Below are 26,509 nucleotides of genomic sequence, written 5' to 3'. Positions count from 1 at the left end.
TGCCCGATCTTGGGCCATGATCTTAGAGGCTCGCGCCAAAGTGGCTGGCTAAAGTCAGGCTAAAGCCGTGGAGCCGACCGGCCCCAGCCACAGAGGGTTTCTCCTTCTCTGCCCGCATGCACGTAGCGCGCCGCCGGGCGCGGCCAGCCGGGACGAAGGCAGGAGGCAGGCCGCGCCGTCGAGGCGGCGCGCGCCCGCGCCGTGCGCGGGCCTTGATGAAGTAGGGAAAGTCTTACCGCACAGCGGAGCGCGTCCGTGTCCGGTCCCGGGAGATGCTTGGCACTTCGGTCCCAGTTGGTAGGTGCTGTGGCTCCAGCCCCGGCATGCGGTGCCGCGTGGTGTAGAACCCTGGATATGGGGAGTGAGCGGCAAGATCGGATGAGGGAGCTTGGGCTCCGTCTTCGGGCTCTGCGGGCGGGTGCAGGTCTGACGGGTGCCGCGTTGGCCCAGCGTGCCGGTGTGGGGCAACCAACCGTGTCCAAGGTGGAGAACGGGCGGATGGTTCCGAGCCTCGATGTGCTCGACAGGCTGTGCCGTGCCCTGGAGCTCGATGAGTTGGCGGCGCGTGAGGTGCGGGAGCTGTTGGCGGCCGTGGAGGCGGCGGTTGCCTCTGGCCGGGACTCGGGCGGTTCCGCTCCTGAGGGGGCGGCCCTGGATGAGGCGGTCCGCAGTGCACGGTTGGTGCGCTCGTTCCAGTGTGTGGTTCTGCCGGCCATGCTTCAGAGTGCGGAGTACGCCCGGCACGTCTTCCAAAGCGCACCGCACTCGACTCCTGAGGCGGTCGGTCGTGCTGTCGCTGCTCGTGTTGGGCGGCAGAGTGTCTTGTACCAGCCCGGGCGGGAGTCGGTGTTCGTCCTGACGGAGGCCGTGTTGCGGACGTGGCCGGGGACTCCGTCGCTGATGCTTGCGCAGCTCGATCGGCTTCTGGCTGTCGAGAGTCTGAGTACGGTGCGGCTCGGTGTCATACCGTGGGATCGGCCGATGCCGGTCATGCCTCGGCACGGCTTCACGCTGTGCGACGGGGCGGCTGTCGTGGTGGAAGCGTTCCACGATGAGCGGGTCTCGGCCGACGCCGATGAAGTCGCCTCGTACGAGGAGACGTTCGGGCTCTTCGAGCGGGCTGCGGTCTTCGGCGATGAAGTCCGCGAACTGCTGTTGCATGTGATGAAGCAGTTTCGCGACCTGGCGGACGACATCACCCGCTAGAGGAATAATTCCTCAAGATGCCTAGATGGCTGCCGCGCATAGGAATACTCTGCTCCTCGTGCTGTCTAGCCCTCTAGACGAGGAGTGTCCTGTGCTCACCAAGTGGTGCCGTGCCTTCCCTGGACTCCCGGAGCAAGTGGCGGAAGCTCGTCACTTCGTCGCTGCCTTACTCCAGCGAGAGCAGGGGGGTGGCGTCGATGACGCTGTCCTGGTCGTCGGGGAGCTCGCTGCCAACGCCGTGCGGCACACCCTGAGCGGCGCGGTCGGCGGCTGGTTCCTCGTGGTCGTCGACTTCGGCGCGGATCGTGTGCGCGTCGAAGTGGTCGACCAGGGCGGCGACCGGACGCCGCAGATGTGCGACGTGACCAGCCAGGAGGAGGGTGGTCGGGGACTGCTGCTTGTTGCGGCCTGCGCCAAGGACTGGGGGGTGAAGGCCTACCCGCAGGGGTGTGCCGTGTGGGCCGATCTGGCGCGGGAGGGGGTGTGACCCGCTTCCCCCTGACGCGGCTTCCCGGTCGCTATGCAGGCGGTGGCGGGTGAGCCCTCGAGGAGTGCCTGGGCGCAGGTCCGGTTTCTACGTGATCGACGCTCACTCCGGCCGCCGACTCCCGCCCATTCCGTCTAGGGGCCTAGACTCCTGGGAGGATCTGGGAGGAGAGGTCATGTCGGAAGAGTTGCAGCGGATCATGGCGATCAACGATCCGTACCTGCTTCTGCGTGAGGTCACCACCCGGTTGGCCGATGCGCAGCAAGAGGTGACCGAGCTGGCCCGGCTTCGCCGGCGCGTGGTTCAGGACCTGCATGCGCAGGGGCTTTCCTATGCCCAGATCGCGGAGAAAGCCGGGCTGAGCCGCGGACGGATTCATCAGATCCGGCACACCGGCCCGGCCCCCGAAGGCGCCTTCCTGGGCACGGGATCCGTCATCGTCGCCACACCGCTGCGGCGTGACGACGAACGCGGGCGCACGGTCGTGGCCGTGGACGACGTGAGTTCCGGTAAGCGTCTGGAAGACCTGGCGCGCACGTACGGTCTCGACGTCACCTCGGAACACGTTCCTGTGAGCGGGGAGATTGACCTCAACCGTGACGGCCTGATCGTGGTCTGCGGCCCGCGCATGTCTCAGGACATGTGGGATACGTACGCTCAGGATCCGGTGTTGCGTTGGGAACGTGCGGATGACGGACCGTGGACGGTTGTTGACCGGAGGACCGGCACCGTGCACAGGTCCGGGCAGGACAGCGACCCGGCTCGGTCGTACGACGTCGGGTATCTCGGCAGGCTGCCTCGGCCTGACGGCAACGGCTCGTTGCTCGCCATCGCCGGTATCCACACGCAAGGCTCCCTCGGCGTCGCCCAGTTGCTCGCGTCCGACCTGAACGCGCTGTGGGGGCAGGTCGGTCAGCACGCGTTCTCTATGCTGGTGGGCGTCGAATACGACCCGGAGACCAGTGAGCCGCAGTCCGTCGAACTGGTCTGCCCGCTCTACCGCCACGACGAGGAGACCGAGGCGTGAGGGTCGCTCTCGGCTCCCTGCCGTCCAAAAGAGGCAAGGAAAACGAGGACTTCGCCGCCGCCGCACCCGGCGCGGCCGTCCTTCTCGATGGTGCCGGTGTTGCGGGCGCGGAGACTGGATGCGTTCACGGTGTGGCCTGGTTCTCCGGAACGCTGGGTGCCTTCCTGCTCCGCAGGATCACGGCGCATCCCGCCCGGTCGCTCGTCGACTGCCTCGCCCACTCCATCGATGAGGTCCGGTCCTTGCATGGTGACAACTGTGACTTGGCCTATCGGGCCAGTCCGACCAGCACGGTTGTGGCTGTTCGGGTGGGCGATGGGGTTCTGGAGTACCTCGTCCTTGGCGACTCGTCGCTCCTGCTCGCCCAACGCGACGGGGGATCGGCCGTCGTCACCGATCGCCGCCTGGACAAGGTGGGCAAGCAACTTCGCGGTCGAATGGACGAGTTGCCGACCGGATCGCCCGAACACGCCGCCGCGCTGGCCGAGTACCGCGATGCGCTGACGGGCCTGCGTAACCGGCCGGATGGCTTCTGGATCGCCGGTCCCGAACCACGGGCGGCAGAACACGCGCTGACCGGCACGGTGCCGCTGGACTCGCTGACGTCGGTGACACTGCTGAGCGACGGAGCCACGCGACTCGTCGACCGCTTCCAACTCGCCGACTGGGCAGGCGTGGTGAGCCTTCTCAACGCCTCCGGGCCGAACGAACTGATCCGCCGGGTGCGAGAAGCGGAAGCTGGGGACCCGGACGGCCGGCGGTGGCCGCGCGGCAAGACGCAGGATGACGCCACCGTCCTTCATTGGTCTCTCTTGTAGGCCTTGTTGCGCCTCGCCCGGCGTCAAGTCGTCTACCCCCTAGACAGTTGATGGCCCATCGGGTTACGGTTGGCGTCAACCCCCCTAGACGATTGGGTGGTTGCTCCCTGTGTTGTCTAGGGGGGTATCCAAGTCGGATCGGTGCCGACGTCAGGCGCCGCCAACCAGTGAGGTTCACACAATGCGTGTCATTCCCGTCGACACCTCCGCTGCCACCGTGATGGTGGCCAAGGCCCCGCAACCCAAGGTAAGGACCGCCGTACGGGCGAGATCGCGCTCGACGCTGAGACCAACGCGAAGCTGATGACCGTGGACGTGATGTCCGCGGCCAACGACGAGGTCGAGATCCTGTCCATCACCGTCCCGGAGACCGGTATCTCCGGTGACCTGGCCATGGGCACGCCCGTCGCCCTGACGGGTCTGATCGCCCGGCCGTGGGAGAACGAGTTCAACGGCCAGAAGCGGCACGGCATCGCCTTCCGAGCGGTTGCCGTGACCTCGCTGGCGGCTACGGGCTCGGCGTCCAAGGCGGCTTGATCATGACGTGGTTCATGGTCGCTGTGGTGGTGGTCGTCGCCGCTGCGGGTCTCCTGCGGTGGCGGCGCCCCGCCTGGTACTGGCTGACCTTCGGGGTCACGCTTGCCATCCTGCGGGTCCTGGTCCGCTACGGCTCGGTCATGGACGCCTGCGGTCTGACGATGCCGCCTTCGCGCTGGCGCCTGGCCTTGGCCCGGGTGACGAACCGTCCGGTGCCTGAGTCCCGTCCGCCGCGCATCCTGCGGATACGCCCGACGCGGACCGGGCTGGTGCTGCGGCTCAAACTCCGCGCCGGACAGGACGCCTTCGACGTCTCGTCCGCCACCGACCGGCTGCGCCACTCCTTCGGCATGTACGGGGTGACCTCCCGTGAGGTCCGCTCCGGCGTCATCGAAGTACGGATGACCGGCTACGACGTGCTCAAGCGGGTGCAGATGCCCGCCAAGCTCGACCGGGCTCCGATGCGGGTTCCGGTCGCGCTGCGGGAAGACGGCTCGGTGCACTACCGCGACTACCGCGCCGTCCCGCACGGCCTGACCCTCGGCGCGACGGAGTCCGGCAAGTCCGTCTACCAACGCAACCTCGTCGCCGGACTCGCCCCGATGGACGTCGCCCTGGTCGGCATCGACTGCAAGCAAGGCGTTGAGCTGTTCCCGCTGGCCCGCCGGTTCTCCGCCCTCGCCGACAACCCGGACACCGCCCTGGAGCTACTGGAGGCACTGGTGGCCCACATGGAGGAGGTGTACCAGCTCATCCGGGCCGAGCAGCGCATCAGCGTGGCGGTTCCGGATGCGGAGATCGCCGCCGACATCTGGGACCTGCCCGAAGATGTGCGCCCGGTGCCGGTGGTGGTCCTGGTCGACGAGGTCGCTGAACTCGCCCTGTTCGCCAGCAAGGAGGAGGAGAAGCGCCGGGACCGGATCACCACCGCCCTGGTCCGCCTGGCCCAGCTCGGCCGTGCGGCGGGGATCTACCTGGAGATCTGCGGGCAGCGCTTCGGCTCCGAACTCGGCAAGGGCATCACCATGCTCCGTGCCCAGCTCACCGGCCGGACCGCGCACCGCGTCAATGACGAGACCTCCGCGAACATGGCCTTTGGGGACATCTCCCCGGACGCTGTCCTGGCCGCGATCCAGATACCGGCCGAGATGCGCGGGGTGGCCATCGCCGGGGACTCCACCGGTGGCTGGCACCGCATCCGCGCCCCGCACACCTCGCTGCGCCAGGCCGTGAACATCTGCAACAAGCACGCCGACCGCACACCCGAGCTGCCCGCCCTGGCGGCCTTCCGGCCCGCGGCTGCCGCGCTGCCTTCGGCCCGGGTGTCGCTGACCAAGACAGCTCTGCCCGAACTGCGACGGCTTCGCCTCCGCCGCCATCACCATCGGCGGCGGCGACCGGCGCGGACACCTGCCCACGCTCACTGTCGACTGCCCGGCCTGCAAGGGCCTGGGCACCGTTCCCGCCCGCCGTGTCCGGGAGGGTGCCGGTGCCTAACCTGCTGCTCGACCCGACCACCCTCGGCGATCTGCTGAGGGTGGCTTCGGCTCCCGACTACACCCGCTGGGAAGACCAGATCAAGCGCACGGGTGGCTGCGCCGACCCGATCCACCTGCGCGGCTGGGTGGTCCACAAGGACAAGACCACCGGCGAGACCCTGCACCGCTACTCAACGGAGAACGAGCCGGGCGGACGCCTCCGCGTCGCCTGCGGCAACCGCCGCGCCTCCCGCTGCCCGGCCTGCGCCTGGACCTACGCGGGCGACACCTACCACCTCATCCGCGCAGGCCTCGCCGGAGATGACCGCCGCGACATCCCCGCGACCGTCCGCGACCACCCCCGCGTCTTCGCCACCCTCACCGCCCCCTCCTTCGGCCCGGTCCACAACCGGCCCGACCGAGGCGTCTGCCGCTGCGGCACCCGCCACGCGGCCGATGACCCCGCCCTGGGCACCGCCCTTGACCCGGCCACGTACGACTATGCGGGCGCTGTCCTCTTCAACAACCACGCCGGGCAGCTCTGGCAGCGCTTCACCAACCGGCTCCGCCGCGAGATCGCCGCCCGCGCGGGCCTGACGCAACGGGAGCTGAAGGAGTGCGCCCGGCTCTCCTACGGCAAGGTTGCCGAGTTCCAGAAGCGGGGCGCCGTGCACTTCCACGCCGTGATCCGCATCGACGGCCCCGACGGACCGGACACCCCGCCGCCGTCCTGGGCGACGGTCGGCCTCCTAGCCGACTCGATCCGTGCAGCTACCGCGCACTCCTGCACGTCGGTCTCCGTCCCGGCCGCCGAGGACCAACCGACCCGTACCTTCCGCTGGGGCACCCAGCTCGACGTACGGCCAGTGAAGGCCTTCGGCGACGGCTCCGAGATCACGGAACAGGCCGTGGCCTCCTACGTCGCCAAGTACGCCACCAAGGCTGCCGAGAACACTGGCACCCTCGACCGCCGCATCGGTGAACTCTCCGAGCTCGACCGCCACCAGGTCCCCGACCACACCCGCCGCCTGATCGAGGCCTGCAAGCAGCTCGATCCGCTGTACCCCGACCGGCGCCTGTGGGCCTGGGCTCACATGCTCGGCTTTCGGGGGCACTTCTCCTCCAAGTCCCGCCGCTACTCCACCACCCTCGGCACCCTCCGCCAGGCGCGCGCCGACTTCCGCGCAGCCCAGGAACACGCCGCGCTCGGCCTGGAGGACGTCGAGCCGGACACCGTCCTGGTCCTGGCCGACTGGCAGTACGCCGGACACGGCCACACCCCCGGCGAATCCGTCCTCGCCGCCACCATCGCCCGCGACCTCCAGCTCAACCGCGAAACCGCCCGTGAAGCCATACGTGACCAACTCGCCGACGAAAGGGAGTGCTGACCATGGCCTCAGAGCTGCCGAACCGGTTCCTGACCCCTGAGGACCTGGTCGAGATGTTCGAGCTTCCCAGCGTTGAGACGGTCTACCAGTGGCGGCGCAAGCGCACCGGTCCCCACGGCTTCCGAGTCGGCCGGCACCTGCGCTTCGACCCGGACGACGTCCGCGCCTGGGTGGACTCCCAGCTTGGGGAGGCTGCCTGATGGCTGGGCATGTTCAAGACCGCTGGTACAAGACCGAGCCTGGACCCAATGGCAAGGCCGTCAAGGTCAAGACCGAGCGGCACGGCGTCGGACTGCGCTACCGCGCCCGCTACATCGGTCCCGACGGCACCGAGAAGTCCAAGAGCTTTCCCGACCGTCAGAAGCGGCTCGCTGAGCAGTGGCTTGCGCAGATCGAGGCGGACATGACGCGCGGGCAGTACATCGACCCGCAAGCTGGTCGCCTCACTGTTCGGCAGCACGCCGAGCGTTGGCTGGCGTCGCTCACCATGGATCCCGGCACCTTCGTGGGCACCGAGCAACGCATCCGTCTGCACGTCCTCCCATACCTGGGCAGTCCACGCTGGGCTCGCTCCGGCCGACGCACATCCGTGAGTGGCTGCGCAAGTTGCAGGATGCGGGAGTCGCGCCCGCCTACCAGCGCGTGATCTTCGCGAATCTCTCCACCATGCTCACGGCGGCCGTCGGTGATCGCTTGATCCCCGAGAACCCCTGCCGTTCGTCGTCCGTGCGTGCGCCGAAGCTCGACCCTCGCCGGATCGTTCCCTGGCCGCGTGAGCGCGTGCTCGCGGTCCGCTCGGCACTACCGGAGCAGTACCGGGCCATGGTGGATCTGGCTGGTGGATGCGGCCTGCGTCAGGGCGAGGTGCTGGGACTGGCGGTCGAGGACGTGGACTTCATCGAGGGAGTGGTCCACGTGGTCCGGCAGGTCAAGCTCATCCGCAACCGCCCGGTGTTCGCACCGCCCAAGGGGGCCAAGACACGCACAGTGCCGCTACCCGAAAGCGTCGCTCGGTCAGTAGAGGAGCACATCAGCCAGCACCTGCCCGTCCCCGTGACGCTGCCGTGGCGAGCGGTCGACGGGGCGCCGGTCACGGCATCCGTGCTCTTCCACAGCGGCAAGGGACACCCAGTGAACCGCAACGACTTCAACCGCGGGGCCTGGCGGCCGGCTCTCGATGCGGCAGGCGTCCCTCGCGGCCGGGCGAGCGGAATGCACGCGCTGAGGCACTTCTACGCGTCCGTCCTGCTGGACGCAGGGGAGAGCATCAAAGCTCTGTCCGAGTACCTGGGACACCATGATCCGGGCTTCACGCTGCGCACGTACACGCACCTGATGCCCAGCAGTGAGAAGCGGACCCGGGAGGCAGTGAACCGTGCCTTCGCGGACGGCCCGGGTACCGATGACGGCCCCACGACGGCCCAGGAGGGGTGAGCACGCAGGAAACGCGCAGGTCACGCCGTATGCGGCCTGACTTGCCGGTCTACTGATTCGGCCCTGCTTCCCGTCCGGCGGGGGCTTAGCGTACCACGGGTGCGCGGAGTTCCCGCCGGTGTCATGAGCAGACCTTGCCGTCCTTCGGCACCGTGCCGTTCAGCACGTAGGCGTTGACCGTCGAGTCGACGCAGTCGCTCCCACTCCCGTAGGCGCCGTGTCCGTCGCCCTTCCAGGTGAGCATCACGCCGACGCCCTTGCCCAGCTCGTCCGCCATCCTGCGGGCACCCTCGTACGGTGTCGCCGGGTCGCCGGTGTTGCCCACCACGAGGATCGGCGCCGCGCCCGGGGCGCTCACCTCCGGGGTGTCGAACTGCCCGGCCACCGGCCACTCGTGGCACCAGCCCGCCGTGTCCCAGCCGAGGAACGGACCGAACACCGGCGAGATCTTCTCGAATTCCGGCAGCAGCTCCTTCGCCTCCTCGGGCGTGGGCCGCTGCTTGTCGTCCAAGCACGATATGACCCGTTGCGAGTGGGTGGTCGTGGTGTAGTGGCCCGAGGCGTCACGCTCGTTGTAGCCGTCGGCGAGCGCCAGCAGCGCGGAGCCGTCGCCCTGTTCGGCGGCCTCCAGGGCGCTGGTGAGCGTGGGCCAGCTCGACTTGCTGTACAGCGGCAGGATGATGCCGGTGAAGGCGAGGGTCTGCGTCAGCTTCCGCTCGCTCGACGTCGGCAGCGGCTCCGCGTCGATCCGCCGCAGCAGGTCCGCGATCTTCCGGGAGCCCTGCTCCGGGTCCTGGCCGGTCGACTTCAGGTAGTCGTTGAGCGCGCGCTGGAAGCCCAGCGTCTGGTTCTTGGCGTGGCCCACCGCGTCGGCGCTCGGGTCGACTACGGCGTCCAGGACCAGCCGCCCCACGTTCTTCGGGAACAGATGGGCGTAGACGCCGCCGAGTTCGGTGCCGTAGGAGATGCCGAAGTAGTGCATCCTGGAGTCGCCGAGGACGTGCCGCATCAGGTCCATGTCTCGGGCGGTGTCGGCGGTCGACACATGAGCCATGAGCTTCCCGGTGGACTTCTCGCAGCCCTCGCCGAAGTCGGCGGCGTCCCGGAAGTACGCCGTCTCCTCGGCCGATGTGTCCGGGCTGATGTCCACCGCCTCGGCGGCCTCGATCTCCTTGTCGCTGCGGCAGCGGATGCCCTCGCTTGCGCCCACTCCGCGCGGATCCCAGCTCACCAGGTCGTACCGCTCATGGAGCACCGAGACGGTGGAGGCGTACGCCGGAAGTGTCGACACCCCCGAGCCGCCGGGGCCGCCGAAATTGAACAGCAGCGAGCCGATGCGGTCGTCCCCGTCGGTCTCGGAGCGAATCAGGGCCAGGTCGATCGTCCTGCCCTCCGGTTTCGCCCAGTCCAGCGGCACCTTGAGCGTCGCGCACCGCCACTCCTCCCCCGGCGCAGGGGCGTCGTCGGTGGCCTCGCAGTCACCCCAGTCGGGTTTCTGATCGGTGAGAGACGACGGCAGCCCCGACGCGGACCCGCCGGACGGCGCGGATGAAGGCGGGGCGGACGTCCCCTTGCCGTTGTACGACGAGTCGTCGGACGAGCCGCCGCACCCCGACGCCAGTAGTCCGGCGGCGACGGTCAGCGCCGTCCACCGTACGAAGCGTGCCATGGTCCCCATCCCCCCTGTCAGGCTGTCCGCGCTCGATCGCGAACAGCTGTCCCGCCATGGTAGGCCGATCAAGCCGAACCCGTCGGAGCCTGTGGATAACCTTCTGACCTGCGGTTTCATCGCGGGATCGGGCTCACGTCAGGAGCAGACCGTCCCGGCCGCCGGAATCCGCCCGTCCAGGAGATAGCCGTTCACCGCTGCCTGCACGCACGTGTTCTTGCTGTCGTACGCGCCATGCCCCTGCCCTTTGTACGTCAGCTCCACGCCGACCCCCTTGCCCAGCGCCTGGACCATCCTGCGCGCCCCCTCGTACGGCGTGGCCGGATCGCCCGTGTTGCCCACGACGAGGATCGGCGCCGAACCGGGCGCGCTGACGTCCGGATGGTCGGCGGCGCCGGGCACCGCCCAGTCGGTGCAGCTGATCATGCTCCAGGCCAGGAGTTCCCCGAACAGCGGCGAGGCGGCGCGGAACTCGGGCAGCTTCCGTTGCACGTACTCGGTGGTGTACCGCGGCTTGTCGTCGGCGCAGTTGATGGAGACGTTGGCCGCGGCGAGGTTGCTGTACTCGCCGTTCGGGTTGCGGCCGTTCATCGAGTCCGACAGCAGCAGCAGGATCTGGCCGTCCCCGTCGTACGCCTGTTCAAGGCCCTCGGTGAGGTACTCCCAGAAGTCCTGGGAGTACAGCGCCTGGGCGATGCCGCTGGTGGCGGCGGTCTGGGTCAGCTCGCGGGGGAAGATGCCGGGGATCGGCTTGCGGTCCAGGTCCCTGAGCAGTTTGGCGATGCGGTTCTTGACGTCCTGCGCGCTGTCCCCGACGGGGCAGTCCTCCACCTGCGAGACGCAGTGCTGCGCGTAGTTGTCGAGGGCGAGCTGGAAGCCCTTGGCCTGCCCGAGCGAGCCCTGTTCGGGGTTCTTCGTGGGGTCGACGACCGCGTCGAACACCGCCCGGCCCACGTTCTTGGGGAACAGGTGTGCGTAGACGCCGCCCAGTTCGGTGCCGTAGGAGATGCCGAAGTAGTGCAGCTTGTCGTCGCCGAGCACCTGGCGCATCAGATCCATGTCACGGGCCGCGTCCGTGGTGCGCACATGCGGCAGCATCTTCTCGGAGTTCTTCTCGCAGGCCGCGTTGAACTCCTTGACGTTGTCGACGTACTCGGTGCGCTCACCGGCGTCGTCGGGGGTGGCGTCCTGCTGGAAGTAGGCGTCGAGCTGCTGGTCGTTCTGGCACCACACTCCGGCGCTGCGGCCGACCCCGCGCGGGTCGAAGCTCACCAGGTCGTAGCGGGTGCGCAGCGTGTCGTAGTCCGCGCCGAACGCGGGGAGCGTGGTGACGCCCGAGCCGCCGGGCCCGCCGAAGTTGAAGATCAGCGAGCCGATGCGCTCGTTCGCCTCGCCGCTCGCCCTCGCCCGGATCAGCGCGATGTCGATGGTGTCGCCCTTGGGGTCGTCCCAGTCGAGGGGCGCCTTCATGCTCGCGCACTGCCACTCGGCGCCGCCCGGCAGGGGAGAGGGGGCGTCGCCGCCGCCCTGGGCCTGGGAGGGCGGCGGGCAGTCCTTCCAGCTCAGCTTCTGGGCCGTCAGGTCCTCGTCCGTGGAATCGTCGCCGCACCCCGCCAGGACGGTCGACAGCAGCACGGCGGCGACAGTCAGGGCTGCGGCGCGCAGTCGGGAAGGACTCGGCATGCATCCATCCTGCGCCTGCATGCGCCAAGGCGCTCGGGACACGGGCCGTACGAGGTAGGTGCGCCTGGTGTGGCCTGCGGGGCATGGGTACGCGCGGGTGCGTGTGTCCCACCCGGGGTACGCGCGCGTGCAGGTTTCGCCGGGGTCGTCGCCACGCGCGCGGACAGGCGCCGTGCGGGGTGGCGCGCCCGCGCAGGGATGCCGGGCAGGGGACGCGCGCGTAGAGAGGGCCGGGCACGGGACGCGCGCGTAAAGGCGCCCCGCAGCGCACACGCGCGTGCGGGGCCCACGCCTCGCCCACACCGCGATGCCCTACAGCGCGCCCTTGCGCGTCAGATGGTTGAACGCCAGCCAGCCGGGCAGCACCGGCAGCCACAGCGTCAGCAGCCGGTACAGCAGTACGGCCGGGGCGGCGACCTCGCTGGGCAGGCCGACGGCGATCAGACCGACGGTCAGGGTCGCCTCGACGGCGCCCACACCGCCCGGCGTCGGGGCGGCCGAGCCGAGCGCGTTGCCCGCGAGGAAGACCACGGCCACGCTGGCGAGGCTGATCGAGGTCGTCTCGTCGCCGAACGCACGGATCGAGGCGTCCAGGCACATCACGAAGCAGGCGGTGAGCAGCAGCATCCCGCCGATACCGGTGATCAGCTTCTGGGGCCGCTGCAGCATGTCGAGCATGCGCGGCACGACACCCGCGAACAGCGACCGCACGCGCGTGGAGACGAACTTCCGCAGGAACGGCACCGAGGTCACCACGAGCACCAGCACCGCCACCGTCAGCAGACCCGCGATGACCGTCCGGGACGGCGACAGGGACGGGGTCTTCTCGATACCGGTCAGATAGCCGAACGCCAGCAGCATCAGGATGTGGGCGCCGAGCCCGAAAAGCTGCGACGCGCCGACGCTGGCCACCGCGAGCCCGGGCCGCACGCCCGAGCGCTGCAGGAAGCGCGTGTTGAGCGCGACACCGCCCACCGCGGCCGGCGCCACGATCTTCACGAACGACCCGGCGACCTGCGCCGCCACGGTCCGCGGGAAGGGCACCCGCTCGGGCACGAAGCCCAGCAGCGCCATCGCGGCGGCCACATAGCTCAGCGCCGAGAACAGCACGGCGGCGATGACCCAGCCCCACTCGGCGTTGGCCACCAGCGGGCCGAACTCGATGTGCGTGAGCTGGGTCAGCAGGAAGTACGCGCCGATCGCGCCGGCGATGAAGCTGATCAGCGTGCGCGGCCGCACCCGCTCCAGGCGGGCCGGTTCGACCGGCGCCTGCGGCCGGATCCGCAGCACCTCGTGCCGGATCTGCGTGAGCAGATCCTCCTCGCGCGCCTCATCCAGAGCCTCGTCGATGGCCCTTTTCTCGGCCCTGTTCTGCGCGCGTACGGCTTTCTTGTCGAGCTTTTCGAGTGCGACCGCGGTGTCGCCCCCGGCCGCCTCCAGACGGGCCAGCTTGGCCTGCCGGGACGCCTCCAGCACCGCTTCGCGCTCGCGGTCCGCCCGCTCCCGCGCCAGCCGCCGCAGCGTCGCGCGCGTGGTGCGCGTCAGCGCGATGGGCTGGAGCATCGGCAGACAGTCGGCCACCGCGTCGGGGCCGAGCACCTCGACGGCGGAGGCCACCGCGCGCTCGGCGCCCACCCGCAGGGCGAGCGTCGTCATCAGCTGCGCGACATCCATGCGCAGCAACAGATCACCGGCCGCGATCTCGCCGCCGCGCAGGTCGGTGAGGATCACCGTGCCGGAACGATCCACCAGAATCGCGTCACCCGCCAGCCTGCGGTGCGCGATGCGCCGGGACTGCAACGCCCGCACCTGGTGCCAGGTGTTGCGCAGCAGTTCGTCGGTGATCTCCTCGTCCGGCAACGAGTCGAGGGTGCTGCCGCCGGTGTGCTCGTAGACGAGCATCACGGCGTCGGGGCCGAGTTCGGAGGTGGCGATCAACTTGGGTGCGTTGGCGCCCGCCGCGATCGCCGCGTACGCCAGCAGCGCCTCCTGCTCCAGGGCCTGCCGCAGCGACTGGAGGCTGCGCCGGGTGGCGAAGCCGCGCAGGGCCAGGTTGCGCCACACCCGGTAGAAGAAGCCCTGCGCCTGCTGCTCCCGGTCGACGACCGTGACGTCCAGCGGCGGGCCGTTCTCCAGGGCGACGAAGTAGCGCCGGCCGCGGTCGCCTACGTCCGCGGCGTCCAGGGTGTCCTGGCGGGCCGCGCTCACCGGGTGGAAGCCGACGGTCCGCAGGCCCGCCATCAGCGTCCGGCCCGTCGGGCGGACGTTGGGCGAGCCGACCGCGTACAGCGTGCCGTAGGCCACGGTCCAGCCGATCAGTACCGTCAGGATGATCGAGAACGGCGTCGTGTAGCCGGTGACGAGCATCGAGAAGGCGTCGAGGAGCAGCACGATCCACAGCACCGCGCGCCAGCGGGGTCTGCGGGACATGCCGACGGCCGTCATGTACGCGATGACCGGGGCCAGGTAGCCGTGCACCGGGTCGGTCAGGGCGTTGATGTCACCGGGGGAGGGCTGGGTGAGCGCCCCCTGGATCGAGTCGGGGGCGGCCCGGGCGACCCACAGGTCGGTGGCGAGCGTCACCCCGTGGGCGAGGACGGCGGCGAGCACGCCGTCGGCGATGCGCAGCCCGTCCCGCTTGATCAGCCGCTCGATCGCGAACGCGACCGGCACCAGCAGGATCGCGATGCTGGACGCCAGCCCCGCGATCTTGATGAGCAGATCGGGCGCCTGTCCGGTGCCCTTGTTGATGTCCTGTTCGAGCCCCGAGGTGGTGCCGTGCGCGAACGCGGCGATGGCGAGCAGCACGGCGATGGCGAGCACGCCCACCAGGAGCCGCATCAGGTCGGAGGGGCGGTGCACGCGCGCGGGGAGGAGCGGCTCGTCGCCCGCGACCTCGTCGGTGTGGGACTCGCCGGACTCGTTGCCGGTGCCCCGCCCGGCCGGCTCCTCGGCCCCCTTCATCCGCGCCTCGTCCGCGTCGGTGGTGTGCGGGCGCGACGAGGCATCAGGGGTGCTCTCCGCGTCCTCGGGGTGCACGCCCTGCTGCTTCATCGTCTCTTCTTGGTCTCGGATCACCAGTCACCGCCCGCACGATGGTGGCATGCTCCACCGACACACGGGGGCATCAGGGTGCAAATGCGGGGGCGCACAGTCTGCCCGAAGCGCTGCCCCAGGGCGAGGGTTACGCACAGTGGCGAGCGCGTCGCGTTGTCGGAGGCGTGCGGCAGGATGGGGCGAATGAGCGAGGACAGCCTTCCTGAGGACGCCCGCCCGGAGTACACGCAGGACCTGCCGGAGTACGCCGAGCGGGTCCTGGAAGTCGCCGAACTGATCCCGGCCGGGCGGGTCATGACGTACGGCGACGTCGCCGAGTGGCTGCAGGCGGGCGGCCCGCGCCAGGTCGGCCGGGTGATGGCCCTCTACGGGGGTGCCGTTCCGTGGTGGCGTGTCGTGCGCGCGGACGGTGTCCTGCTCCCGGGGCACGAGCTGGAGGCGCTCGGCCACTACCGTGCGGAGGGCACGCCCCTGAAGGAGGCGACCCGGGCAGCCGAGGGCCACCTGCCGCGCCTCGACATGAGACGCGCGCGGTGGGACGGCGGCGAACGCGCGGAGGCTCACACCTGACAGCTTCCGCCATTGGACGCCTCCGCGGGTGACCTGTGATCCGTACGGGGGAAACAGGGCACATCCGTGGCATGACGTACGTTCGTGGTGCAAGGGACATGCGCGTCCTGTGAGCCGTACGGGAAGAAGCGGAAGCCATGCTTCCGGCCAGCCCGTCGGCGTAGCGTCGGCTGCACGTGTCCCCTTCATCTCCCGGCCACCGCCGTCCACGCAGGGCGGTCGGCCCACCAGCACACCCACCAGGACCGGCCAACCACGTGAGCTCCTCTTCCTCCATCAGGCGCCTGTCGCACCGCCCGGTGCGACAGGGGAACCGTGGCGCTTACCGACTGGTGCGTACTCCACCGGCCCGTTTGGATCCCCCTCGTCTGGACGCGGCACAGCGCGCGGTGGTTGACCACGAGGCCGGTCCGCTGCTCGTGCTCGCCGGCCCGGGAACCGGCAAGACCACCACCCTGGTGGAGTCCGTCGCGGCCCGCATCGCGCGCGGAGGGGCCCCCGAGCGGATCCTGGTGCTGACGTTCAGCCGCAAGGCGGCCGTCGAACTGCGCGACCGTATGGCGCTGCGCATAGGGGCGGCGCGCGCGCCCCAGGCGACCACCTTCCACTCGTACTGCTACGCCCTGGTCCGCGCCCACCAGGACAGCGACCTGTTCGTCGAGCCGCTGCGGCTGCTGTCCGGCCCCGAGCAGGACGTCGCCGTCCGTGAGCTGCTCGCGGGCCAGCCCGACCTGGAGCGGCTCGGCCTCGCGCACGTGCGCTGGCCCGACGAGCTGCGCGCCTGTCTGACCACCCGCGGCTTCGCCGACGAGGTCCGCGCGGTGCTCGCCCGCAGCCGCGAACTCGGCCTGGACCCGCACGCCCTGGACGCCTTCGCCCGCCGCATCGGTCGCCCCGACTGGCGCGCGGCGGCCGCGTTCCTCGCCGAGTACCTCGACGTCCTCGACCTGCAGGGCGTGCTCGACTACGCCGAACTGGTCCACCGCGCCGTGCTCCTCGCCCGCCGCCCCGAGATCGCGGCGCAGCTGGCCGCACGGTACGACGCCGTGTTCGTGGACGAGTACCAGGACACCGACCCCGCCCAGGTACGGCTGCTGCACGCCCTGGCCGGCGGCGGCCGCACCCTCGTCGCCTTCGGCGACCCCGACCAGTCGATCTACGCCTTCCGGGGCGCGGACGTGAACGGCATCCTCGACTTCCCAGGCGCCTTCCCGCGCGCGGACGGCCGCCCGGCCCCCGTCGAGGTCCTGCGGACCTCCCGCCGCTCCTCCGCCGCCCTGCTGGCCGCGACCCGGCTGCTGACCCAGCGCATGCCGCTCACCCGGCTCCCGGCCGACAAGGTCCGCGTCCATCGCGAGCTGACCCCCACACGGGACGGCGGCCGCGTCGAGGTCTACACGTACCCGACGCCCGGCACCGAGCTGGACAACATCGCCGACATCCTGCGCCGGGCCCATCTGGAGGACGGCGTCCCGTGGGGCGAGATGGCGGTCCTGGTACGCGCCGGATCCCGCACCATCCCGACCGTCCGCCGCGCCCTCACGGCCGCCGGAGTGCCCCTCGACATCGACGGCGACGACGTGCCGCTGCGCCACGAGCCCGCGGTGGCACCGCTGCTGACGGCACTGCGAGCGGTGGCCGAGGCGGAAGTGGAGGGGCGCAACCAAGCCGATGCCGGATCGACCGGGGAGGAGTCCGCGGACGTACCGACTCAGGCCTCTGGTACGGGCGTACCGGTCGAAAAGGGGAATACCTCCGAAGGGTCCGAGCAGGGCGCGTGCTGGCTCGACACCGAGACCGCCCTCACCCTCCTCGCCTCACCCCTCGCCGGTATGGACGCGGCCGACCTGCGCAGGCTCGGGCGGGCGCTGCGGGAGGAGGAGCGGGCGGCCGGCAACCCCGTGCCGCCCCCGTCGGACGAGCTGCTCGCGCGGGCGCTCGCCGAACCCGAGCGTCTGGTGGCGCACGACCCGGCGTACGCGCGCGGTGCTCAGCGCCTCGGCGCGTTGCTGCAGAAGGCGCGTGAGCGGCTCGCGGGCGGTGGTACGGCCGAGGAGGCGCTGTGGGACCTGTGGGAGGGCACGCCGTGGCCCGCGCGTCTGGAGCGGGCCGCCCGCCGTGGCGGCGCCGCCGGACGCAACGCGGACCGCGACCTGGACGCCGTGTGCGCCCTGTTCGCGACCGCGGCCCGCGCGGAGGAGCGCACCGGCGGCCGCGGCGCACTCAACTTCCTTGAGGAGCTGCAGGCCGAGGACATCGCCGCCGACACCCTCGCCGGACGCGCCGTACGGCCCGACGCCGTACGCCTGATGACCGCGCACCGATCCAAGGGACTTCAGTGGCGCCTGGTCGTCGTGGCGGGCGTCCAGGAGGGCCTGTGGCCGGACCTGCGCCGCCGCGGCTCCCTCCTGGAGGCCGACCGCATCGGCCGTGACGGGCTCGCAGAACCGCTCACCCCGGGAGCACTCCTCGCCGAGGAGCGCCGCCTGTTCTACGTCGCCACCACGCGCGCGCGTGAACGCCTCGTCGTCACCGCGGTGAAGGCGCCCGCCGACGACGGCGACCAGCCCTCCCGCTTCCTGACCGAGCTCGGCGTCGAACCCAGGGACGTCACCGGCCGTCCGCGCCGCCCGCTGTCCGTCGCCGCGCTCGTGGCCGAACTGCGCGCCACGACCGTCGACCCGCGCGCGTCCGACGCGCTCAGGGAGGCCGCCGCCCGCCGGCTGGCCCGGCTCGCCGCGCTCGCCGACGAGGACGGCCGCCCACTGGTCCCGTCCGCGCACCCGTACCGCTGGTGGGGCATGTTCGAGCCGACCGAGTCCAAGGTGCCGCTGCGCAACCGCGACCAGCCCGTCGTGCTCTCGGGCAGCGCCCTGGACCAGCTCGCCCACACCTGCGCCCTGCAGTGGTTCCTCGGCCGTGAGGTGAAGGCCGACGCGCCCGCCACCGCCGCGCAGGGCTTCGGCAACGTGGTGCACGTCCTCGCCGACGAGGTCGCGTCCGGGCGCACCCCCGCCGACCTCGACGTCCTCATGGAGCGCCTCGACTCGGTGTGGGACGCGCTCGCCTTCGACGCCCCGTGGAAGTCGGCGCAGGAGAAGCAGCACGCGCGCGTGGCGCTCGAACGCTTCCTCAAGTGGCATGTGATGGACCGCACGGGGCGTACGCCGGTGGCGAGCGAGCACGACTTCGACGTCACCCTCGACGCGGGCGACTACGAGGTGCGCATCCGCGGCTCCATGGACCGCGTCGAGGCGGACGGCGAGGGACGCGCGTACGTCGTCGACTTCAAGACCGGCAAGCAGGCGCCCAGCGCCGCCGAGGTGGCCCGCCACCCCCAGCTGGCCGTGTATCAGCTGGCCGTTCGTGAAGGTGCCGTGGACGAGGCGTTCGACGGCGTGCGCCCCGAGCCGGGCGGCGCCGAACTGGTGCAGCTCCGTCAGGGCGCCGCCCAACGGGACGGCGGCGAGACACTGCCCAAGGTGCAGGCCCAAGAGCCCCTGGAGGGGGAGTGGGTCGGTGAGCTGCTGGCCACGGCGGCGGGCAAGGTGCTCGACGAACGCTTCACGCCGACGACCGGCCAGCACTGCACGCACTGCGCGTTCCGGGCGTCGTGCAGCGCGCGCCCCGAGGGACGCCATGTGGTCGAGTGACGTACGGCACCACATGGACTGACCTGCGCTTCTCTTGCCCCGGCGGACGCTCGGGCATCCGTTGTCAGTGCCCGCCGCTAGCCTCTGAAAGGTGTCCGCACGTATCACCGATCCCGAGCAGCTCAAGGAGCTTCTCGGGATTCCGTTCACCCCGGAGCAGACGGCCTGCATCACCGCGCCGCCCGCCCCGCAGGTGATCGTGGCCGGAGCCGGGTCCGGCAAGACGACGGTGATGGCGGCACGCGTGGTGTGGCTGGTCGGCACCGGCCAGGTCGCGCCCGAACAGGTGCTCGGCCTCACCTTCACCAACAAGGCCGCCGGTGAACTCGCCGAGCGGGTTCGCAAGGCGCTCGTCAAGGCGGGCGTCACGGACCCGGACGTCATCGATCCGGACCATCCGCCCGGCGAGCCGGTGATCTCCACGTACCACGCCTTCGCGGGCCGCCTGCTGACCGACCACGGCCTGCGCATCGGACTCGAACCGACCTCCCGCCTGCTCGCCGACGCCACCCGCTACCAGCTCGCCGCGCGTGTGCTGCGCGAAGCCCCAGGGCCCTACCCGGCGTTGACCCGCTCCTTCCCGGATCTGGTCAGCGACCTCCTCGCCCTCGACGCCGAGCTCGCCGAACACCTCGTACGCCCCGAAAGCCTGCGCGCGTGGGACGCCGAACTGCTGCGCACGCTGCAGGGCGCCAAGCTCACCAACGCCGACCTGCGCAAGGTGCCCGACACCGCCGCCACCCGCCGGGAACTCACCGAACTGGTCCTGCGTTACCGGGCCGCCAAGCGCGAACGGGACCTGCTGGACTTCGGCGACCAGATCGCCCTCGCCGCACAGCTCGCGGGGCTCCCGGAGGTCGGCCGCATCCTGCGCGACGAGTTCCGCGTGGTCCTCCTCGACGAGTACCAGGACACATCCGTCGCCCAACGCGTCCTCCTGTCCGGCCTGTTCGGCGGCGGCACCGGCCACCCGGTGACCGCTGTCGGCGACCCCTGCCAGGCCATCTACGGCTGGCGCGGCGCCTCCGTCGCCAACCTCGACGACTTCCCCGAGCACTTCGCACACCCCGACGGCACCAAGGCCGAGCGCCAGGCGCTCAGCCAGAACCGCCGCAGCGGCGGCCGCCTCCTCGACCTCGCCAACGGCCTCGCCGGGCCGCTGCGCGCCATGCACGCGGGCGTGGAGGCCCTCCGCCCGGCCCCCGGCGCCGAACGCGACGGCATGGTCCGCTGCGCCCTGCTGCGCACCCACGCCGAGGAGATCGACTGGATCGCCGACTCCATCGCCCATCTCGTCGGCACCGGCAAGGAGCCGGGCGAGATCGCCGTCCTGTGCCGTACGGCGAGCGACTTCGCCGAGATCCAGGGCGCCCTCGTCGCCCGCGACATCCCCGTGGAGGTCGTCGGCCTCTCCGGGCTGCTGCACCTGCCCGAGGTGGCCGACCTGGTCGCCGTCTGCGAGGTGCTCCAGGACCCGGGCGCCAACGCCTCCCTGGTCCGTCTGCTGACCGGCCCGCGCTGGCGCATCGGCCCACGCGACCTCGCCCTCCTGGGACGACGCGCCCGGCTGCTCGTGTCGCACGCGCGCGTGGAGGGGGACGACGATCCCGACCGCAGGCTGGCCGAGGCGGTCGAGGGGGTCGACCCGGCCGAGGTGATCTCGCTCGCCGACGCCCTGGACACGTTCCTGGAGACCCCGCTGGAGGGCGGCGGGGACGACGACGGGCTGCCGTTCTCGCCGGACGCGCGCGTGCGGTTCGCCCGCCTCGCCGCCGAACTCCGTGACCTGCGCCGCTCTCTGTCCGACCCGCTCATGGACGTCCTGCACCGTGTCCTCGCCGTCACCGGCCTGGAGGTCGAACTGTCGGCGTCCCCGCACGCCCTGGCCGCCCGCCGCCGGGAGACCCTGTCCAACTTCCTGGACATCGCCGCCGCCTTCGCCGCCAACGAGAGCGAGGCCAGTCTGCTCGCCTTCCTGGGCTTTCTGCGCACCGCCGCCCAGTACGAGAAGGGCCTCGACAACGCGCTGCCGGGCGGCGAGAACACCGTCAAGGTGCTCACCGCGCACAAGTCCAAGGGCCTGGAGTGGGACGTCGTCGCCGTCCCCGGCCTCGTCACCGGGACGTTCCCCAGCAGCCAGGGCCGCGAGAAGTGGACCGCCCAGGCCAAGGTGCTCCCGCACGCACTGCGCGGCGACGCCGACACACTGCCCGACATCCAGACGTGGGACGCGCGCGGCCTGAAGGCCTTCCACGAGGCCATGAAGGACCACCAGCACATCGAGGAACTCCGCCTCGGCTACGTGACCTTCACCCGCCCCCGCTCCCTCCTCCTCGGCTCCGGCCACTGGTGGGGCCCCACTCAGAAGAAGCCCCGCGGCCCCTCCGACTTCCTCCTGGCCCTCTACGAGCACTGCGCCGCCGGTCACGGCGAGATCGAGGCGTGGGCGGACGAACCCGCCGAGGACGAGGAGAACCCGGCCCTCCACGAGGCGACCGCCGACCAGCAGTGGCCGCTGCCCCTGGACAGCGACGCCCTGGCCCGGCGCCGGGCGGCGGCCGAGACGGTCCTGGCCCACCTCGACGCCCTCGCCACCGAGGACACCGGCCACCCCGCCGCCGTACACGACCCCGACACGCACGACGACCCGAACTGGCCCGCACCACCGGACGATGAAGTCCCCTACGAGGAGCACGCCCACCAAGAAGAGGACCCGGCCGACTGGGACTCCTGGGACACACACCGGCCGACGGACACGGACGCCCATGGGTCCGCACACGCGCCCCGCCCGACCGTCCCGCACCAGGCGACGCCCCCGGACCTCGGCGCACCGCAGGGCACCCGACCGCACCCCCCGCTGCCCGAGCCAAGCGCCCTCACCCCCGAGGAGGCCCGCACCATCGCCTCCTGGGACCGCGACCTCGACGCGCTGACCGGCGAGCTGCTCCGCGCGCGGGAGTCCGTCACGGAGGTTCCGCTGCCGCCGTCGCTGACCGCGTCCCAGCTGCTGCGCCTGGCCGCCGACCCGGACGGCTTCGCTCAGGAGCTGGCCCGCCCCATGCCACGCCCGCCGCAGCCCGCGGCCCGCCGGGGCACGCGCTTCCACGCCTGGGTGGAGGCCCGTTTCGAGGAGCTGACGCTGCCCATGCTGGAGCCGGAGGAGCTGCCGGGCAGCGAAGCCGAGATCGCCGACGAACGTGATCTTGAGGCACTGAAGGAGGCCTTCGAACGCACCGAGTACGCCCACCGCACGCCCTACCGCGTCGAGGCTCCCTTCCAGCTGGCCATCGCCGGCCGCGTGGTACGGGGCCGTATCGACGCCGTCTACCGGGGCGGGGACGGCGAGGGGACGACGTACGAGATCGTCGACTGGAAGACCGGTCGCGGCCGGACCGCCGACGCCCTCCAGCTCGCCGTGTACCGGCTCGCCTGGGCCGAGCAGCAGGGCGTGCCCCTGGAATCGGTCACGGCCGCGTTCGTGTACGTGCGCACGGGCGAGGTCGTACGGCCCGACGACCTCCCGGACCGGGCCGCGCTGGAACGGCTGCTGCTGGACGAGCCGTACGGTGACGAACCGCACGAACAGGGTGTCAGTGCGGGCCGATAGGCTCGTGAGCATGAGCCAGACCCCGGACAGCGCCGTCCGCACGTACATCGACCGGCACCGCGCCGCCTTCCTCGACGACCTCGCCGAGTGGCTGCGCATCCCGTCGGTGTCCGCCCAGCCCCAGCACGCCCCCGACGTGCGGCGCAGCGCCGACTGGCTCGCGAGCAGGCTCAAGGAGACGGGTTTCCCGACCGCCGAGGTCTGGCAGACACCGGGCGCCCCCGCGGTCTACGCCGAGTGGCCCTCGGACGACCCGCAGGCACCCACGGTCCTTGTCTACGGCCACCACGACGTGCAGCCCGCCGCACGCGAGGACGGCTGGGACACCCACCCCTTCGAGCCCGTCATCCGGGGAAACCGCCTCTACGCGCGCGGGGCGGCCGACGACAAGGGCCAGGTGTTCTTCCACACCCTCGGTGTCCGCGCCCACCTCGCCGCCACCGGCCGCACCACCCCGGCCGTCAGCCTCAAGCTGCTGATCGAGGGCGAGGAGGAGTCCGGGTCCCCGTACTTCCGGGCCCTCGTCGAGGAGCACGCCGGGCGGCTCGCCGCCGACGCGGTGATCGTCTCCGACACCGGCATGTGGTCCGAGGACACCCCCACGGTGTGCACGGGCATGCGCGGCCTCGCCGAGTGCGAGATCCGGCTGTACGGCCCCGACCAGGACATCCACTCCGGCTCCTTCGGCGGCGCCGTACCCAACCCGGCGACCGCCGCCGCCCGCCTCGTCGCCGCCCTGCACGACGAGCACGCGCGCGTGGCGATCCCCGGCTTCCACGACGGTGTCGTCGACCTCACCGACCGCGAGCGCGCGCTCTTCGCCGAGCTGCCCTTCGACGAGCGGCAGTGGCTGCGCACCGCCAAGTCGTACGCCACCCAGGGCGAGGCCGGATACACCACCCTGGAGCGCGTCTGGGCCCGCCCCACCGCCGAGGTCAACGGCATCGGCGGCGGCTACCAGGGCCCGGGCAGCAAGACGATCATTCCGTCCTCGGCGATGGTGAAGCTGTCCTTCCGCCTGGTCGCAGGCCAGGACCCGCAGCACATCGAACAGGTCGTCCGCGCCTGGGCCGCCGACCAGCTGCCCGAAGGGATCCGGCACGAGATCGCCTTCTCGACGGCCACGCGCCCGTGTCTGACGCCGCTGGACCACCCCGCGCTGCAGTCCGTCGTCCGCGCGATGAGCCGCGCCTTCGGCCAACCGGTCCGTTACACGCGCGAGGGCGGCTCCGGACCGGCCGCCGACCTCCAGGAAGTCCTCGGCGCACCCGTCCTCTTCCTGGGCATCTCCGTTCCCTCCGACGGCTGGCACGCCCCGAACGAGAAGGTCGAGCTCGACCTGCTCCTCAAGGGCGCCGAGACCACCGCGTACCTCTGGGACGACCTCGCCGAGCACTGGCGCCGTGCACCCTGACCGCCCCGGCCGAGGGGATGCCCCGCGCGGGGCACACTGGAGGGGCCGCCCACACCACGCAGCCCCGCCGGACCCGGTCGCCTCCTGCCGTACGTCCCGCTGAACCGCCGCCGAATCAACCGTTACACCGGGGGAGTTGGAAGCACCCGTGACCACCTGGACCGACCACACCGCCGACCGACCCATCTCGCTCACCGCCCCCAGCGGCATCGACCGTGCCGCGCACCACCGGCTCGACGAGGCCTGGCTCGCGGCGGCATGGAGCCACCCCACGACCCGCTGCTTCGTGGTCTCCGGCGGCCAGGTCCTCATCGACGAGACGCCCGACGGACGTACCGAACTCGTCATGAGCCCGTCCTTCGAAGCCCCGCTCACCGAGGCGCACCGCTACTTCCTGGGCATCGACGAGGACGGCGTCAGCTACTTCGCGCTGCAGAAGGACGCGCTGCCCGGCCGCATGGACCAGTCCGCGCGCCCGGCGGGCCTGCGCGAGGCGGGCCTGCTGCTGTCGCCGCGCGACGCGGGCCTGATGGTGCACGCGGTCGGCCTGGAGAACTGGCAGCGCACCCACCGCTTCTGCTCCCGCTGCGGCGAACGCACCGTGATCGCGGCGGCCGGGCACATCCGCCGCTGCCCCGCCTGCGGCGCCGAGCACTACCCGCGCACCGACCCCGCCGTGATCATGGCGGTCACCGACGAGGACGACCGCATCCTGCTCGGCCGCCAGGTCCACTGGCCCGAGGGGCGCTTCTCCACGCTGGCCGGCTTCGTCGAACCCGGCGAGTCCATCGAGCAGTCGGTACGCCGCGAGGTCCGCGAGGAGGCCGGTATCAGCGTCGGCCAGGTCGAGTACGTCGCCAGCCAGCCCTGGCCGTTCCCGTCCAGCCTCATGCTCGGCTTCATGGCCCGCGCCACCTCCACCGAGATCGACGTCGACGGCGACGAGATCCACGAGGCCCGCTGGTTCTCCCGCGATGAACTGCGCGCCGCCTTCGACTCCGGCGAGGTCATGCCGCCGTACGGCATCTCCATCGCCACCCGGCTGATCGAGATCTGGTACGGCAAGCCGCTGCCGACGCGCAGCGCGATCTGACAGGGGCACGAGCGGGCCTGCCCTGCGGGCGTGGTGATCAACGGGCTCTCGGTGGCGAGGGGCCGGAAGGGGGGGAGCGGGCGTGCAGGTGTACATCAGCGCTGACATGGAGGGCGTCACCGGACTGGTGGCCGCCCAGGACGTACAGGCAGGCGGCCAGGACTACCAGCACGGCCGGGCGATGATGACCGAGGACGTGAACGCGGCCGTCCGCGGTGCGCTCGCGGCCGGCGCCACCAGGGTCCTGGTCAACGACGCGCACAGCACCATGCGCAACCTGTGCGTGGACCAGTTGCATCCCGAAGCGGAACTGGTCAGGGGCAAGCCCAAGCGGATGGGCATGCTCGAAGACCTGGACCCGGACTTCGACGCGGTGATGTGCGTCGGCTACCACTCGCGCGCGGGCGCCCTCGGCGTCCTCAGCCACAGCTACATGGGACACGAGATCGAGGACATGTGGCTGGACGACCGGTCCATGGGCGAGATCGGGTTCGCGCACGCCACCGCCACCGCACTGGGTGTGCCGGTGGTGATGCTGTCCGGCGACGACGTCGCCTGCGAGGAGATGACGGCCTGGGACGCCGGGGTCGTAACGGCGCCCGTGAAGTACGCCCGGGACCGCTTCAGCGCCCGGCTGCGGCCCGCCGCCGAGGCCCGCAGGGCGATCGAGGAGGCCGCCGCCGGTAGGGCGTGAGCCGCGCTGCCTACCGGCCCCGGCCGCCGTCCCGTGACGAGTCCCCGGCGACCCTGGCGGTGCGCTGGCAGTCGGCCACGGTCGCCGCCCAGCTGGAGGCGATCCCCGGAGTCACGCTGCGGGACTCGCGCACGGTCCTGGTGACCGGGCCCGTTCCTCAGCTGTTCCGGCTCTTCGGGATCTTCATGCGGGTGGCGTCCTCGGTGACCGATCAGCAGCCGTACTGCTGAGGGACGCGACGCAAAAAGATGACGTAAAAAAGCCCTCGCCGGAGACTGTCCAGCGAGGGCCATCCGCACGTCAGGCGCTGAGCGCCTGCTTCACCTGGGCCAGGCTCGGGTTGGTCATGACGACCTCCTCGCCACCCGCGACGGGCACGATCCGCACGGTCGGCACCGTCTGGTTCCCGCCGTTCGCCTTCTCCACGAACGCGGCGGACTCCGGGTCCTGCTCGATGTTGATCTCGTTGTACGCGATGCCCTCGCGGTCGAGCTGGCTCTTCAGCCGACGGCAGTAGCCGCACCACGTGGTGCTGTACATCGTCACAGTGCCCGGCATGTCTCTCGCGCTCCTTCGGCGGGTCGGGGAAGTGGTCGCAGTCAGGGAACGTACGCGATGTCGGCGCCATTCCCGAGGGGGGTATGTGGGCGACGTGCCGCCTGCGGGGCTGAAGACGTGACCCCTGTCGCATTAG

The 26,509-nt window shown here is 71.1% G+C and carries 15 protein-coding genes and 4 pseudogenes; 15 read left to right on the top strand and 4 right to left on the bottom strand.

The genetic code is table 11. The features are described from left to right. The first annotated feature begins 354 nt into the window (after positions 1-354). From KWI83_RS36630 to KWI83_RS36590, 9 genes and pseudogenes are all read left to right on the top strand, one after another. On the top strand, positions 355-1,206 hold the full coding sequence (locus KWI83_RS36630; protein ID WP_218518693.1) for a helix-turn-helix transcriptional regulator: 852 nt from the start codon (positions 355-357) through the stop codon (positions 1,204-1,206). 91 nt (positions 1,207-1,297) lie between these two features. Then, entirely contained in the window at positions 1,298-1,693 is a 396-nt protein-coding gene (locus tag KWI83_RS36625) for an ATP-binding protein (protein WP_218518692.1), read from the top strand. A gap of 175 nt (positions 1,694-1,868) precedes the next feature. Further along, positions 1,869-2,720: a sigma factor-like helix-turn-helix DNA-binding protein gene (locus KWI83_RS36620; protein ID WP_218518691.1), complete on the top strand. Its 852-nt coding sequence runs from the start codon at positions 1,869-1,871 to the stop codon at positions 2,718-2,720. Next, complete coding sequence (locus tag KWI83_RS36615) at positions 2,717-3,538, top strand: protein phosphatase 2C domain-containing protein (protein WP_218518690.1); 822 nt, start codon at positions 2,717-2,719, stop codon at positions 3,536-3,538. Before KWI83_RS36620 ends, KWI83_RS36615 begins: the two co-directional genes overlap by 4 nt. Before the next feature lie 181 nt (positions 3,539-3,719). Then, positions 3,720-4,075: pseudogene (locus KWI83_RS36610) on the top strand (hypothetical protein). A 2-nt stretch (positions 4,076-4,077) separates the two neighbouring features. Further along, positions 4,078-5,418 (top strand): annotated as a pseudogene (locus tag KWI83_RS36605) (FtsK/SpoIIIE domain-containing protein); the annotation flags it as partial. Positions 5,419-5,564: 146 nt separating this feature from the next. Continuing rightward, positions 5,565-6,941, top strand: coding sequence for a replication initiator protein RepSA (gene repSA, locus KWI83_RS36600; RefSeq protein ID WP_218518689.1), 1,377 nt, complete (start codon positions 5,565-5,567; stop codon positions 6,939-6,941). A gap of 2 nt (positions 6,942-6,943) precedes the next feature. Further along, entirely contained in the window at positions 6,944-7,141 is a 198-nt protein-coding gene (locus tag KWI83_RS36595) for an AlpA family transcriptional regulator (protein ID WP_218518688.1), read from the top strand. Continuing rightward, a pseudogene (locus KWI83_RS36590) lies at positions 7,141-8,375 on the top strand (tyrosine-type recombinase/integrase). Before KWI83_RS36595 ends, KWI83_RS36590 begins: the two are co-directional and overlap by 1 nt. A gap of 121 nt (positions 8,376-8,496) precedes the next feature. Here KWI83_RS36590 and KWI83_RS36585 read toward each other — a convergent pair. The 3 genes from KWI83_RS36585 to KWI83_RS36575 all read right to left on the bottom strand — a co-directional run bounded on the left by KWI83_RS36585 (position 8,497) and on the right by KWI83_RS36575 (position 14,781). After that, positions 8,497-10,044, bottom strand: a complete 1,548-nt coding sequence (locus KWI83_RS36585; protein ID WP_218518687.1) for an alpha/beta hydrolase — start codon at positions 10,042-10,044, stop codon at positions 8,497-8,499. A 138-nt stretch (positions 10,045-10,182) separates the two neighbouring features. Continuing rightward, positions 10,183-11,727 carry an alpha/beta hydrolase gene (locus KWI83_RS36580; protein ID WP_218518686.1) on the bottom strand — a complete coding sequence of 515 codons (1,545 nt, stop codon included), beginning with the start codon at positions 11,725-11,727 and terminating at the stop codon, positions 10,183-10,185. Positions 11,728-12,039: 312 nt separating this feature from the next. Then, entirely contained in the window at positions 12,040-14,781 is a 2,742-nt protein-coding gene (locus KWI83_RS36575; protein ID WP_218518685.1) for a lysylphosphatidylglycerol synthase transmembrane domain-containing protein, read from the bottom strand. 186 nt (positions 14,782-14,967) lie between these two features. On the opposite strand from KWI83_RS36575, the gene KWI83_RS36570 reads away from it, so the two are divergent. The 6 genes and pseudogenes from KWI83_RS36570 to KWI83_RS36545 all read left to right on the top strand — a co-directional run bounded on the left by KWI83_RS36570 (position 14,968) and on the right by KWI83_RS36545 (position 26,045). Further along, positions 14,968-15,354 (top strand): MGMT family protein, encoded by a 387-nt coding sequence (locus KWI83_RS36570; RefSeq protein WP_218518684.1) that lies wholly within the window; start codon positions 14,968-14,970, stop codon positions 15,352-15,354. A gap of 257 nt (positions 15,355-15,611) precedes the next feature. Then, the gene (locus KWI83_RS36565) at positions 15,612-19,007 is read left to right on the top strand and encodes an ATP-dependent DNA helicase (protein ID WP_218518683.1); all 3,396 of its coding nucleotides are present in this window, start codon (positions 15,612-15,614) and stop codon (positions 19,005-19,007) included. 91 nt (positions 19,008-19,098) lie between these two features. Continuing rightward, positions 19,099-22,614 (top strand): ATP-dependent DNA helicase, encoded by a 3,516-nt coding sequence (locus KWI83_RS36560; protein WP_218518682.1) that lies wholly within the window; start codon positions 19,099-19,101, stop codon positions 22,612-22,614. Positions 22,615-22,624: 10 nt separating this feature from the next. After that, complete coding sequence (locus KWI83_RS36555; protein ID WP_218518681.1) at positions 22,625-24,028, top strand: dipeptidase; 1,404 nt, start codon at positions 22,625-22,627, stop codon at positions 24,026-24,028. A 148-nt stretch (positions 24,029-24,176) separates the two neighbouring features. Next, positions 24,177-25,121, top strand: coding sequence for an NAD(+) diphosphatase (gene nudC, locus KWI83_RS36550; RefSeq protein WP_218518680.1), 945 nt, complete (start codon positions 24,177-24,179; stop codon positions 25,119-25,121). Positions 25,122-25,203: 82 nt separating this feature from the next. After that, positions 25,204-26,045: pseudogene (locus KWI83_RS36545) on the top strand (M55 family metallopeptidase). A gap of 70 nt (positions 26,046-26,115) precedes the next feature. Here the strand turns inward: KWI83_RS36545 and KWI83_RS36540 are convergent. Continuing rightward, positions 26,116-26,373: a mycoredoxin gene (locus KWI83_RS36540; protein WP_218518679.1), complete on the bottom strand. Its 258-nt coding sequence runs from the start codon at positions 26,371-26,373 to the stop codon at positions 26,116-26,118. Positions 26,374-26,509: the final 136 nt, after the last annotated feature.

Source organism: Streptomyces sp. TRM70350, from assembly GCF_019219825.1.
GTDB lineage: Bacteria > Actinomycetota > Actinomycetes > Streptomycetales > Streptomycetaceae > Streptomyces.
The sequence above is the reverse complement of the archived record's forward strand: the minus strand, read 5'-3'. Positions and strand labels throughout refer to the sequence as shown.

Excerpts from the sequence above, each read along its gene's own strand:
- KWI83_RS36630 (WP_218518693.1), top strand. The coding sequence starts at position 355 with ATGGGGAGTGAGCGGCAAGATCGGATGAGGGAGCTTGGGCTCCGTCTT.
- KWI83_RS36620 (WP_218518691.1), top strand. The coding sequence starts at position 1,869 with ATGTCGGAAGAGTTGCAGCGGATCATGGCGATCAACGATCCGTACCTG.
- KWI83_RS36595 (WP_218518688.1), top strand. The coding sequence starts at position 6,944 with ATGGCCTCAGAGCTGCCGAACCGGTTCCTGACCCCTGAGGACCTGGTC.
- KWI83_RS36585 (WP_218518687.1), bottom strand. The coding sequence starts at position 10,044 with ATGGCACGCTTCGTACGGTGGACGGCGCTGACCGTCGCCGCCGGACTA.
- KWI83_RS36580 (WP_218518686.1), bottom strand. The coding sequence starts at position 11,727 with ATGCCGAGTCCTTCCCGACTGCGCGCCGCAGCCCTGACTGTCGCCGCC.
- KWI83_RS36575 (WP_218518685.1), bottom strand. The coding sequence starts at position 14,781 with ATGAAGCAGCAGGGCGTGCACCCCGAGGACGCGGAGAGCACCCCTGAT.
- KWI83_RS36570 (WP_218518684.1), top strand. The coding sequence starts at position 14,968 with ATGAGCGAGGACAGCCTTCCTGAGGACGCCCGCCCGGAGTACACGCAG.
- KWI83_RS36555 (WP_218518681.1), top strand. The coding sequence starts at position 22,625 with ATGAGCCAGACCCCGGACAGCGCCGTCCGCACGTACATCGACCGGCAC.
- KWI83_RS36540 (WP_218518679.1), bottom strand. The coding sequence starts at position 26,373 with ATGCCGGGCACTGTGACGATGTACAGCACCACGTGGTGCGGCTACTGC.